The sequence below is a fragment of the Planktothrix tepida PCC 9214 genome, assembly GCF_900009145.1.
In the GTDB taxonomy this organism is placed as follows: Bacteria; Cyanobacteriota; Cyanobacteriia; order Cyanobacteriales; family Microcoleaceae; genus Planktothrix; species Planktothrix tepida.
Window position 1 is genome coordinate 271,763 of the sequence record NZ_LN889796.1, and the last position, 12,982, is coordinate 284,744.

The following is a 12,982-nucleotide window of genomic DNA, read 5'->3' on the forward strand; positions in this document are numbered from 1 at the left end:
GAATCAAATGATCAGTAAAATAGTTGTGATCTTGAAAAATTAAAATAAGGTTCCCTATTGATATAACACAGGGTTAGCTCACAGCTTTTAGCGGTAACACAGAAATAGTAGTTACTACAAAATATGAGTCAGAAGCAAAGATTAGAATTAACCTGGATTGGTAAAGAAATTCGCCCCAAATTGGAGCCTCGAATTTTGCTTGAAGATCCAGATAAATCCTATCATGCTGACCATCGGATGAGTGAAAATGATAGTTTTGATAACCGCTTGATTTTTGGGGATAATTTGTTAGCTCTTAAGGCGTTAGAGTCAGAGTTTGCAGGAAAAATTAAATGTGTTTTTATTGATCCGCCCTACAATACAGGATCAGCTTTTGAACATTATGATGATGGGGTTGAACATTCAATTTGGTTGTCTTTAATGCGCGATCGCTTAGAAATTATTCGTCGTTTATTATCAGAAGATGGATCTCTGTGGATTACGATTGATGATCATGAAGCCCATTATTTGAAAGTGATGTGTGATGAAATTTTTGAAAGACATAATTTTATCTCAAATATTATATGGGAAAAAGCCGATAGTCCTAGGATGGATGCACATTTTTTTTCTACAAGACATGACCATATTTTAGTTTTTGCCAAAAACAAAAAAAAGTTTGTCATTAATAAAATATCAGTGAATGAAGAAGGTTTAGCTAAACATTATGATAAAGTTGATGATGCAGGAAGACCTTATTATTTAAAACCTCTTAGAGCAATGGGAGGAGATGATTCAAGAGAAGCTAGACCGACCTTATTTTTTCCACTGACTGCACCAGACGCTTCTGATGTCTTCCCTATTAGAAAAGATGGGAGTGAGGGGAGATGGCGATGGAGTCAAGAGAGAACTGAATCTGATCAACATTTAATTGAGTGGATTAAAAGTAGAAAGGGTTGGTCTCCTTATTATCGTATTTATGGAGATGTTCAATCCTTTCGCCCTCCAGAAACGATTTGGAATCATACAGATGTGGGCAGTAATCGAACATCAAAAGCAGAAATAAAAACTATATTTAATGACATTAAGGCGTTTGATACCCCTAAACCAGAAAAATTAATTCACCGTATTATTTTTTTAGCAACTAATCCTAATGATATTGTTCTTGATTCCTTTGCAGGCTCAGGAACTACAGGCGCAGTCGCGCACAAAATGGGAAGACGTTGGATTATGATTGAACTAGGAGAACATTGCCATACCCATATTATTCCCCGACTTAAAAAAGTCATTGATGGTGAAGATCAAGGGGGAATTAGTAAAGCAGTAAACTGGAAAGGAGGCGGTGGATTTCGATACTATCGTCTTGCACCCTCTCTACTGGAAAAAGATAAATGGGGAAAGTAGAACATCCCGATGAACCGACAGAAATAGTTATTCATGTCAATATGTTAAAAGAAGGTTGGGATGTGACGAATCTTTATACATTAAACTAGAATAACTACAATAAAGCCTAAGTAGAACTTACGGGCTTTAAACCTAATTAATTTTTTGGTAGACCTCCTGTTTATGCGTCAAAATGGTGTTCAAGGGTTGTCCACAATACTCGTTTTTAGTCTTCTAACGATCAGCAGTTGGAGTCTAGCAGCCCGAAGCAGTTTAGCTCAGGAAACGTGTGTAGCACCAAAACCGGGAGAATATCTGTTATTGATTGTCAGTAACACTCCAGAGGAACAGAAATTGGTGCAGCGCACGTTACCGAATGATATCAAGAGTGAAGTGTGTCGCTATTTGAGTAATTTAGTGACTAGGGTAGGGGGGTTTGATGATCAACTGGTTGCTGAAGATTGGGCGGCGTACCTGCAAGATAAAGTCAAGTTACCTGCCTATGTTGTTAAACAGGAAGCTACCCCGGTATCTCGTCCCAGTTCTAACTCAACCCCGGTTGTTCGAGAAACCCCTCCCTCCTCCGCCTCTAAGCCAGAATCAACAAGATATAATCCTCAACCTTTGGGGTCAGGTTATGCAGTTTTAGTGGATTATTTTAATCAACCGGAATTAGCCCTACAATTACGAACAGTTATTGGCGGAGATGTGGGTTTAGTTTCCTATGGTCAACGACCTTATTTATTAGTAGAATATACCACAAATTCTGACAAAGCAACAGCAACCTTAAAACAATTAAGTAGTCGTGGCTTTTGGTCAATGTTAGTCGATAGTAATCGGGTAACAGTAATTAGTCCTGCAATTAAACCTTAAGCGCATAGGCTTCTAAATTGCATCTGGAAACTCCAACTCTTGACTGTTCCCTGTTCCCTGTTCCCTGTTCCCTGTTCCCTGTTCCCTGTTTCTACAATGAAGCTTGGATAAAATGCAAAGGCCAATTTAATTCGGCAAGCGAACCAATGACAATGCCTAATCCTAAACCGACAATCACTTGAAATGGGGTATGACCTAATAATTCAATTAATCGTTCTTCACTTAACTGTTTATGTTCTTCAAAAACTTCATCAATGATTTGATTTAAAATTCGTGCTTGTTTTCCCGCCGCTTGACGAACTCCGGCGGCATCATACATGACAATCACTGCGAAAACAACAGCAATGGCAAAATCAGGACTTCCCCATCCCATTGTTTTGCCTACTCCCGTTGCTAAAGCCCCGACAAAAGCGGAGTGGGAACTGGGCATCCCTCCTGTTGTCACTAACACCCGCAAATTAATTTTGCCATGTTGGACTAACTCAACCGCTAATTTAGACAGTTGAGCTAGAATACAGGCTAACAGGGCAACCCATAACACTTGGTTATCGAGGATTTGAGCAAAATCTTGCATAAACTAGAAAAAATAGCTTTAGTGAGTGCGATTAGTGATAAAATCGGCGATCGCTAACAAGGGAATTGCCCGGTCTCCATAGTGAGATAATTCCGCTTTTGCGTCTGCAATTAACTGATGGGCTTGACGTTTGGATTCTTCTATTCCCCATAAACTGGGATAGGTCACTTTTTGGGCGGTTAAATCCTTCCCGGCGGTTTTTCCGAGTTCCTCCTGAGTTGCGGTAATATCGAGAATATCATCGACAATCTGAAACGCCAAACCAATATTACGCGCATACCGAGATAAGCGTTCAATATCGGTTTCACTCGCACCTGCTAAAATTGCGCCACAGACGACACAAGCTTCTAATAACGCCCCGGTTTTATGGGTATGAATAAACGTCAGGGTTTCTTCGGAAACATCCGTTAATCCTTCAGAGTCTAAATCCACGACCTGTCCCCCCACTAAGCCTGCGGCCCCCACCGCCCGACCTAAACGGGCAATTACCTGTAATACTTGATTGGCAGGAACGTTAGGAGTTTGGGTGGCAACAAATTCAAAGGAATAACTCAATAAACCATCCCCGGCTAAAATCGCAATATCCTCTCCATAAACCTTATGGTTCGTCAGTTTTCCCCGACGATAATCATCATTATCCATAGCCGGAAGATCATCATGAATCAAGGACATGGTATGAATCATTTCTAAGGCGCAAGCGGTCGGCATCGCCATCTCTACAGTCCCACCGACTAACTCACAAGTGGCAAGGCACAAAATCGGTCGTAGACGTTTTCCTCCAGCCAGCAAGGAATAACGCATTGCCTCATAGATTTTTTCAGGGTAGGTTAGAGGAAGAGACGCATCTAAAGCCTGTTCTACCAGGGTCTGCCGTTGGGTCAGATACGCCGATAAATCAAACTGAGAGTTCTCCAACGGCGAGTTAATTTCGCTTGCCAATACCATGATGCAGCTTGTGTATAGGGGTGATGTTAACAAAAGTTCACTCCTGGGGACTGAATTTTACCCAAATTGCAGGAGCAAAGTCTTAACTTCACTATTTTACGAGTCTTGGGGTACAGAAGTGATCATGAATTTATCAACAGGGGACAAAGACAGGCAGAAAAGCCAAGACTGTCAACTCTTTGGATGTTTACCAAAATTTTACAATAGCTTTCCTTAAACTTTACAAAACCCCCGTGATATTACGGAGGAACAAGCGCATAGAATGTTAGTTAAACATTAGACCAGGCTATCTGAGGTGTAAGCTACGATGATGAATATTTCTACTGCTAGTCGTTTATTCGCTGTTTCCGTTGGGGGAAGTATTGCATTTACAATTACGGGTGTCAATACTGCACAAGCCGCAACATTTAGCAGTATTAACATTTTTGGGGATAGTTTAAGTGACCCCGGTAATATGTTTAATCTGACGGGTGGGTTAATTCCTGCTCCTCCAGCAGCTTATTATCAAGGACATTTTTCTAATGGTGATATTTGGACAGAGTATTTAGCAGAGGATTTAGAACTTAACCCCACTCCTTATACCAGTGGAATTACCTCAAGCCAAGGGGTTAACTATGCCTTTGGTGGAGCAACTACAGGAAGTACAAACATTATTAATAAGCTGAAACCTGGTCTTCCTCCATTACCCGGTGTACAGCAAGAAATCGGAGCCTTTATTCAACCCTTATTACAACAAGGTCAAACTGCTGACCCCAATGGTTTGTATGTTCTTTGGGCTGGAGGGAATGATTATACCTATGACGGTAATAAGAATACTACAGAAGTTGTTAGTAATTTATCTTGGGCAATCAATAGTTTATATAGTGTCGGTGCCAGAAATTTCTTAATTGGCAATTTACCCGATTTAAGCAAAACTCCTTTAGGAAGTAGTGGTGTATTAGTTCCAGCCGATGAATTACAACAGACAGTTAAAGCTCATAATGCTTTACTCAAAAAAGAAATCAAAGACTTAAATCAATCATTATTTAATTCTAATATTGCCCTGTTTGATGTTAATAACGTGTTCAAAGATGTGATCAAAAAACCTTCTAAGTACGGGTTGACAAATGTTACTAATGGATGTTTGTTAGTCGGTTGTACTAATCCTAATGAATACTTATTCTGGGATGATTTCCACCCGACAACGGCAGGTCACAAATTAATAGCGGATGCTGCTTATGCAACTATTGAAAAAGAATTCAATTCTAAGTCTGTTCCTGAACCCAGTACCGTATTTGCTTTAACCGGATTAGGGTTAGGATTACTGTTGAAAAAGAACAAAAGTCTAAAATAAGACATATAGCCATTTTATCCCTAGACAGAAGAACCGGGTTTCTTGAAGAAATCCGGTTTGTCGGTAAAATTCTAGCTGATTAAAAAAAATTAAAAAATAGCACTGTGTAAATCATTGGGCTTAAGATGGGAATGAATTACTTCCCCATCTTTAAACCAAACAATGCGATGAGTTTGACGGGCAACATCGGGTTCATGAGTTACCATTACAACGGTCATTCCACTGGCATTTAATTCTGTAAAAATATCCATGACTTCTTGAGTCGTTTGAGAATCTAACGCCCCGGTGGGTTCATCTGCTAATAATAACACCGGACGATTAACAATTGCACGAGCGATGGCGACCCGTTGTTGTTGACCCCCTGAGAGTTGATTGGGTTTATTATTTAACCGATTTTCTAACCCAACTCGAATTAACGCTTCTTTAGCGCGTTCTCGACGTTCTGTGGCGGGAATTCCTGCATACATCATCGGTAAAATCACATTGTCTAAGGCACTCAGTTGCGGTAAAAGATGGAATTGTTGGAACACAAATCCTAATTTAATATTTCTAATTTTGGCTAAATTATTTTCTGACATTTTCGCTACATTCACCCCATCCAAATAATAGGAACCTGTGGAGGGACGATCCAAACAACCAATAATATTCATCGCCGTTGATTTTCCCGAACCCGATGCCCCCATAATAGAACAATATTCTCCTTGTTCTACGGTTAAAGTTACCCCTTTTAACGCCTGAACTTGAATATCACCCATGCCATAAACTTTGGTAACATTTTCTAAATGAATAATAACAGGTTTGGGTTGTAAATCTTGATTTTCTGGTTGGGTGGAAATTGATGTTTTCATAATTTAATGTTGACAGCTTAAACACTTCTTAAAGCAACAATAGGGTCAAGTTGAGCCGCTTGTTTGGCGGGAACAACACCAAAAAATAATCCAATTCCCCCAGAGATGCTAACGGCTGTTACAATCGCAACGGTAGAAATTCCGGCTTCTAAAGGAGTGAACGCACCTACTAATAAAATACCACCCACCCCAATCAAGGTTCCAATTAAACCCCCGGCGGCGGATAAAATTACAGATTCAATCATAAACTGAATTAAAATATCAGATTGGGTGGCTCCAATCGCTTTTCTTAAGCCAATTTCTTGGGTTCTTTCCGTCACCGAAACCAACATAATATTCATAATTCCAATCCCACCCACTAACAAAGAAATGGCGGCGGTTGCTGCTAACAAAATGGTTAAAGCTCCGGCAATACTTCCCAAAATATTCATTAAATCTTTTTGGTTACGAACGGTAAAATCATCTTCATCAATCACTTTATGACGTAACCGCAGTAAATTTTCTATTTGGAATTGAGCCGCAGCCATATTATCTTGGCTATCAATGGCAATGGAAATAAACGTTACTTGAGTTCCATAAGGTGATTTATTCCCGATAATTCGATTCGCCATTGTAGTTAAGGGGACAAAGGCATTCATATCTTCATTACTGCCAAAACTGGAGCCTTTTGGCTGCATGACTCCCACCACTTGTAAGCTCATATTTCGCAGTCGAACAGATTTACCAATGGGGTCTTCATTGCCAAATAATTGTTGAGCTAATTCCGATCCTAATGCTACAACTTGTTCATTACGTTTTAAGTCTAAATCCGTAATAAATCGACCTTTAGCAATATCAAAATTCCGCACCGATAAATATTCCGGTGTTGTTCCGACGACCGCAGCCGAGGCATTATTACTGCGATAAGTCATTAATTCACTGCCATTCAAAGAGGGAGCAACTTGTTCAACAGATGGGACTTGTTCTGCGATCGCTCTTGCATCTTCTAAGACTAAATTTTGGGGGGGAAATACCGGACGACGTTGAGATTCTGGACTTCCAGGTAACACAAATAAAACATTTGGCCCCAAAGAATTCACTTGATTATTGACAAATTTCTGAGCTCCTTCTCCAATACCAATCATGGCAATAACAGAGGCATTCCCAATAATAATTCCTAACATGGTTAAACTACTTCGCATTTTATTGGCTAATAGCGTTGTAGTCGCCATTTTGATACTCTCTAGGAAATTCATAATCTGGTTGTCAGGGGTTGGAGGTTGGGTGTTGAGAAATGGTGTGTGCGTTTGTCACTGACGCACCCTACATTCCAGAAGGGTTGAACCTTTTCTCATTATATTATAGCTGATATAGAATCAAGTTTCATCGCAGCCAGAAGACTTGATTTTGATTCAGAATCTTAATCCAGTTTGAACAATTTAGGAGGGACAACCGGGTAAATATTGACCGGGGATCAGGAAAAGAGTTACTGCGGGAAGACGTTACTATTTCTATTAAAAAATCTTTTCAAAAATTCTTAAGTTTTGATAGGGCGTTTTAAAATGAGTGAAGATAATGTTATATTAAAAAAAACACAAACTATAAACAAAGGACAGTCAAACGGGTAAACACCCTCAACACTATCAAAGAAAAGCTTGGTGTTTCCAGCTAAAACAGAGAAGAGCTTCTCTTTCCTCAACTCTCACTCCTAATCTTGCTCGGTATGATAACAATGAATTCTACTATATTAATGATTGATAAAATCAAATCTAACTCAAAAATAATGGAGTTTTAGCCATGAATGACAAACAGCTTCAAGAAGAAGCAAAAAGCTATATTAAGACCCTTTTTAATGCCAACACAGATAGTTTATTAGAATTAGCAAAACTCATCGGAATTGACCTGACAAAAGATTTAGTGGGTATTGATTTAAAGGGTCTTAATTTGGCAAAAACTGACTTAAGAAATGTTAACCTGAGTCAAGCCAACTTAAGTCGCGTTAACCTAACTGAAGCCAACCTCAGTCAAGCCAACTTAAGCCAAGCGAATTTAAGTGGTGTTAACTTAATGGGAGCCAACTTAGAGAATGCAAATTTAAGTGGAGCCAACCTCAGTAACTCTAATCTCATTCACACCAATTTAAAAGCAGCAAACCTCAGAGAAGCAGACTTGAGTGAAGCTTATCTCAGCTACACAAATCTGAGTGGCGCAGACTTAAGTAAAGCTTACCTCAGTGGAGTCTATTTAGGAAATGCCAATTTAATCGAAACTGACCTGAATCAAGTTTATTTAAGTCAAGCCAACTTAAAAGGAGTCAACCTAAGTGGACTTAATCTCAGTGAAGCTTATTTTATGGGAGCAAATCTCAGTGAAGCTGATTTAAGTTATGCGGATTTAAGTGGAGCCAACCTCAGTCGAGCCAACTTAAATAAAACAAATTTGATGGGAGCGAACTTAAGCGGAACTAACTTGATGGGAGCGAATTTAAGTGAAGCCAACTTAACGAAAATAAATTTAGTGGAAAGTAATATTAGCCGAGCAAACTTAACGAGAGCAAATTTGTTTCAAGCGAATTTAAGTTTGGCTAATTTGTGTTTTGCCTCTCTAAATCTCGCTAATTTAAGTCTCACGAACTTGAGTGGAGCTATTGTTAAAAAGACTCAATTTAGATCGAACCTAGGGATTTCACCAGAAGCCAAGAATGATCTCATTAGTAGGGGTGCAATTTTTGATGATTATATTGGCAATAGCTTCAACACTTTAAACCCTCGGTAAGAGTTGTAATTTTCTATCCAAACTATTTATTAAAGCTTAAAGGAAATCCTACAATTACTTATTTCTAAAGATAGAACACGGCTATTGCAGGGGAAAATTAAAATCGGGCTGAAACCTTTAGTCTGAAAGAATTTCTGTTTTTAAATCCCAGAGAAATACGTTAGAACTCAGAGCAAATTTCAACTTTACCCTTGCAACTTTAAAAACGATGTGTTAACGTCATAGTCAAATATGGCGAAGAAGTCAGCCGAGTCTTGCTGTTGACTACCGATAGTCAGCAAGAGCGGGGGAACCAAATTTTTGGGGCTAATCTCTTTTGATAAATAATAAAGAGAAGGGTATCTCTCAACCCCAGCCCGTCAGCTAACTCCGTAGGCATTGGGAGGAGACTGAAACAGTCAGAATTATTCATAATCTGACGAGATTCAGTGTTCCAGGCCAGTATCTTTTTCTTCGCATTCACTGACCTAGACTCTGAGGAAAATTAATGTTCTTACAATTGAATCTTGCGACTCTCGCAGTCGCTGGACAGATGGCGTGGAAAAAAACCAAGCCCATCTTATTTCGGGATACGTTTCTATTACCAACGTTAGGATTTTTAGGGGTAATTTTTCTATGGTGGTTTGCGGCAACATTCCTCACAGACTTAATGCCAACCCCTTTAGAAGCCTTAATCGATAGCCGAGAATATGCTAATCCTTTTTTCAGAAAAGGGCCGGGTAATTTAGGATTAGGTTGGCTATTAATTGCCAGTTTACGCCGAGTGATCTTAGGGTTTTTATTAGGGGCTGTGGTGGCAATTCCATTAGGGTTTTTAATTGGAATGTCACGCCCTGCATTTTTAGCGTTAAATCCTTTAGTTCAAATTTTTAAACCTGTTTCTCCTTTGGCGTGGTTGCCCATTGCGTTAGCCATTTTTAACTTAGCTGAACCCTCCGCCATTTTTGTGATTTTTATTACGTCTTTATGGCCGACTATTATCAATACAGCACTAGGAGTTGCCAGCGTTAATCCTGATTATTTAGATGTAGCCAGAGTGTTAGAAATGCCTCAATGGAAACGAGTGATTAAAATCATTTTACCCGCCAGTTTACCTTATATTTTTACCGGATTAAGGATTAGTTTAGGGATTGCTTGGTTAGTGATTGTAGCGGTGGAAATGTTAACCGGAGGTGTGGGGATTGGATTCTTTGTTTGGGATCAATGGAATCGCTTGAATTTAAGTTCGGTATTCTTAGCCGTATTTGTAATCGGAATAACCGGATTATTACTCGATTACGGTTTAGGTCAAATTCAAGCATTAGTAACTCATCACCGCGTACAAGCATGAGTTTAATTTCATAAAAGTTCAATTCAAAATCCAAAAACAATATGACTACCCGACGTCAATTTTTACACGCAATGGGACTGACGGCGACGGGACTGGCGTTGTATTCCTGCAACGTGGGTAAACCTCCCACCGCCCAATTATCGGAAGCCGCCTTAGCCGTTGAACCCGTTGTTGACCCCAAAACCTTAGAAAAGCCCAATATTACCGTTGGTTACGTTCCTGTTAATGATTGCGCGCCTTTTGCTGTTGCCTATGAAAAGGGATTTTTCCGCAAATACGGACTCAATGTTACCTTATCCCGTGAGGCAAGTTGGGCTAATTCCCGGGATGGTATTATTTTCGGGCGTTTAGATGCGTCTCCCGTCGTTTCGGGTGCTGTTACCAACGCCCGTATTGGAGCCGAAGGTGCACGAAAAGCCCCCTTGTGTGCCGCCATGACCATTCACCGCCACGGAAACGCCATGACGATGAATAAAGCCATGTGGGATTATGGTTTGCGTCCTTGGCATGAATATAACGGCAATTTAGAGGAATTTGGGCGAGATTTTCGAGGCTATTTTGATGCTTTGCCTCCTGAACAACGCATCTGGGCAGTTGTCTTAAGTTCGGCAATTTATGAATATTTTGCCCGCTATTTATCGGCGGCGGCTGGGGTTGATCCGATCCAAGAATTTCGGATTATTATTATTCCCCCACCTCAAATGGTGAACAATATTAGAATTGGCGCCATGCAAGCTTATATGGTGGCAGAACCTTGGAATACTCGCGCCATTACAGGCAATGAAAATGTGGGTTTTACCTTTGCTCAAGGCTCTGAAATTTGGTATGGACACCCCGATCGATTATTAGGTGTGATGGAATCATTTATTAATGAAAATCCCAAAACTTATCGCAGTTTAGTAAAAGCGATGATTGAGGCTTGTCAATATTGTAGTAATCCTGCTAATCGACCGGAAGTTGCTCAACTAATTACTGACCCTTCTTTTACGGGAGCAAAACCGAAAAAAGGAGCCATTGATAAATTTACTAAACCTGGAATTGTGGGGGATTATAATTATGGCGGATTTGATAACCAACAACGAATTATTTCTGATCCCTATACGACAATTTTTTATGATTCTCCTCCGAAGTTATCGTATATTCCAGGGATTCATTCTACGTTTTTATGGCAGTCTCAAAGCCTTTGGTTAATGACTCAAGCGGCTCGTTGGGGACAAATTAAAGAAATACCTAAAGATGCTGAGAAAAAAGCCCACCAAGCTTGGCGAACGGATTTATATCGAGAGATTGCAAACGAAATGGGAATTGAATGTCCGAAGGAGGATTATAAAATCGAACCTGCTGAATTTTTTATTGATAAAAAAGCTTTTGATCCGAGTGATCCAGTCGGTTATCTTAAGAGTTTTGAAATTCGGGCTAATCGTCCTCAATCTTTATTTTTATCTTAGTTTATCTTGAATATCTCGTGAGGTTTATTATGAAACAATTCCCAACTTCAATCTCAACCCCAACTTCTACTTTAAACGCCTCTGGATTTTTAACTATTGAGAATTTAGTAAAATCCTACCCTAATGCCAATGGCGGAGAATTTGTGGTTTTAGACCAAATCAATCTTACTATTGGTGAGGATGAATTTATCTCTGTGATCGGTCATTCCGGTTGTGGAAAATCTACCCTATTAAAAATAGTAGCGGGGTTAGAAAAAGCAACATCAGGTTCTGTCCGCATTGAAGGGAAAGAAATTCGCAAACCCGGTTCAGATCGAATGATGGTATTTCAACATTATTCTTTATTACCTTGGTTAACCGTTCGAGAAAATATTCGTCTAGCCGTTGATGAAGTTCTGAAAAATATGTCTTCTGCGGAAAAAATGAGTTTAGTCAATGAACATATTGCTATGGTGAATTTAACGGCTGCTGCTGATAAATATCCCCATGAAATTTCAGGCGGAATGAAACAACGGGTGGGAATTGCACGAGCTTTAGCCATTCAGCCTAAAATGTTATTAATGGATGAACCGTTTGGAGCATTAGATGCGTTAACACGAGGAAAATTACAAAAACAAGTTTTAGATATTTGGGAACAAAATCGTCAAGCGGTGATGATGATTACCCATGATGTTGATGAAGCTATTTATATGTCTGATCGAATTGTTTTGATGACCAATGGCCCCCATGCTAATATTGGAGAAATATTAGAAGTTCCGTTTTCTCATCCTCGCGATCGCCATCAACTCCGAGAATCATCGGAATATTATGAATTACGAAACTATGCGTTAGATTTCCTAGAGCGTAATTTTTCGTCGGATGAATAAATAATTGCTCTAATTCCAGGATTTTGTAGAGGCGTTCCCTATAATTCCTCTACCGATTTTCTGATTTTCTGTCTTCTGTCTTCTACATCCCATATAATAAAAGAACTGTTTATGTGATGTTGAGTAGATAGCCGTGACTTCCCCAGGAACTTCATCCCAACAGCAACCCCAACCCGAAAACCATCCCGCACTCAATTCTAGTTATTACACGCTCTTAGGGGTTCATCCTAGCGCCACCCCCATAGAAATTCGACGCGCCTATCGGGAATTGAGTAAACTTTACCATCCTGATACAACAACCTTATCAAAAGCGATCGCAACGGCAAAATTTCAAACACTCAATGAAGCTTACGCCACCTTAAGCAACCCACAACGACGTCAATCTTATGATCTAACAATTGGCTATTCTCGATATCATGTCATTCAGGTTCCGACTAATTTTAATCAACCATTATCTAAAACCCATCCTTATCCTAAATCTTCTGCTTATTTAGACCCAACAGACCGTCCCCTTTCCGCCGGAGAGATTTTTGCATTATTTCTCATGGGACTGAGTTTAATCGGGTGTTTATTCTTAGCTATTTTTATCGGTTTAACTCGTTCCGGGAGTGGGGTAGAATCCATCCAACCTCTAGGGTTTTTAATATTTTAA

The 12,982-nt window shown here is 39.7% G+C and carries 12 protein-coding genes and 1 riboswitch; of the genes, 8 read left to right on the top strand and 4 right to left on the bottom strand.

Going from position 1 to position 12,982, the window contains the following annotated elements:
• Nucleotides 1–123 precede the first annotated feature (123 nt).
• Both PL9214_RS11860 and PL9214_RS11865 read left to right on the top strand, forming a co-directional pair.
• On the top strand, nucleotides 124–1,380 hold the full coding sequence (locus PL9214_RS11860; RefSeq protein ID WP_083579983.1) for a site-specific DNA-methyltransferase: 1,257 nt from the start codon (nucleotides 124–126) through the stop codon (nucleotides 1,378–1,380).
• A gap of 162 nt (nucleotides 1,381–1,542) precedes the next feature.
• Nucleotides 1,543–2,232: a hypothetical protein gene (locus tag PL9214_RS11865; RefSeq protein WP_072719015.1), complete on the top strand. Its 690-nt coding sequence runs from the start codon at nucleotides 1,543–1,545 to the stop codon at nucleotides 2,230–2,232.
• Between the two features lie 91 nt (nucleotides 2,233–2,323).
• On the opposite strand, the gene PL9214_RS11870 is transcribed toward PL9214_RS11865, so the two are convergent.
• On the bottom strand, nucleotides 2,324–2,806 hold the full coding sequence (locus PL9214_RS11870) for a divergent PAP2 family protein (protein WP_072719016.1): 483 nt from the start codon (nucleotides 2,804–2,806) through the stop codon (nucleotides 2,324–2,326).
• An 18-nt stretch (nucleotides 2,807–2,824) separates the two neighbouring features.
• Nucleotides 2,825–3,751 (bottom strand): geranylgeranyl diphosphate synthase CrtE, encoded by a 927-nt coding sequence (gene crtE, locus PL9214_RS11875; RefSeq protein ID WP_072719017.1) that lies wholly within the window; start codon nucleotides 3,749–3,751, stop codon nucleotides 2,825–2,827.
• A 307-nt stretch (nucleotides 3,752–4,058) separates the two neighbouring features.
• On the opposite strand from crtE, the gene PL9214_RS11880 reads away from it, so the two are divergent.
• The gene (locus tag PL9214_RS11880) at nucleotides 4,059–5,084 is read left to right on the top strand and encodes an SGNH/GDSL hydrolase family protein (protein ID WP_083579984.1); all 1,026 of its coding nucleotides are present in this window, start codon (nucleotides 4,059–4,061) and stop codon (nucleotides 5,082–5,084) included.
• A gap of 89 nt (nucleotides 5,085–5,173) precedes the next feature.
• Here the strand turns inward: PL9214_RS11880 and PL9214_RS11885 are convergent, their stop codons facing one another.
• On the bottom strand, nucleotides 5,174–5,932 hold the full coding sequence (locus tag PL9214_RS11885; RefSeq protein ID WP_072719018.1) for an ABC transporter ATP-binding protein: 759 nt from the start codon (nucleotides 5,930–5,932) through the stop codon (nucleotides 5,174–5,176).
• Between the two features lie 17 nt (nucleotides 5,933–5,949).
• Nucleotides 5,950–7,167 carry an ABC transporter permease gene (locus PL9214_RS11890; RefSeq protein WP_072719019.1) on the bottom strand — a complete coding sequence of 406 codons (1,218 nt, stop codon included), beginning with the start codon at nucleotides 7,165–7,167 and terminating at the stop codon, nucleotides 5,950–5,952.
• Between the two features lie 541 nt (nucleotides 7,168–7,708).
• Here PL9214_RS11890 and PL9214_RS11895 point away from each other — a divergent pair.
• From PL9214_RS11895 to PL9214_RS11915, 5 genes are all read left to right on the top strand, one after another.
• Entirely contained in the window at nucleotides 7,709–8,686 is a 978-nt protein-coding gene (locus PL9214_RS11895) for a pentapeptide repeat-containing protein (protein ID WP_072719020.1), read from the top strand.
• Between the two features lie 235 nt (nucleotides 8,687–8,921).
• A riboswitch (cyclic di-AMP (ydaO/yuaA leader) is annotated at nucleotides 8,922–9,079 on the top strand.
• A gap of 94 nt (nucleotides 9,080–9,173) precedes the next feature.
• On the top strand, nucleotides 9,174–10,016 hold the full coding sequence (gene ntrB / locus PL9214_RS11900) for a nitrate ABC transporter permease (RefSeq protein ID WP_072719021.1): 843 nt from the start codon (nucleotides 9,174–9,176) through the stop codon (nucleotides 10,014–10,016).
• Nucleotides 10,017–10,057: 41 nt separating this feature from the next.
• The gene (locus PL9214_RS11905; protein WP_072719022.1) at nucleotides 10,058–11,464 is read left to right on the top strand and encodes an ABC transporter substrate-binding protein; all 1,407 of its coding nucleotides are present in this window, start codon (nucleotides 10,058–10,060) and stop codon (nucleotides 11,462–11,464) included.
• A 29-nt stretch (nucleotides 11,465–11,493) separates the two neighbouring features.
• Nucleotides 11,494–12,330 (top strand): ABC transporter ATP-binding protein, encoded by an 837-nt coding sequence (locus PL9214_RS11910; protein WP_072719023.1) that lies wholly within the window; start codon nucleotides 11,494–11,496, stop codon nucleotides 12,328–12,330.
• Between the two features lie 241 nt (nucleotides 12,331–12,571).
• The gene (locus PL9214_RS11915; protein ID WP_437126758.1) at nucleotides 12,572–12,982 is read left to right on the top strand and encodes a J domain-containing protein; all 411 of its coding nucleotides are present in this window, start codon (nucleotides 12,572–12,574) and stop codon (nucleotides 12,980–12,982) included.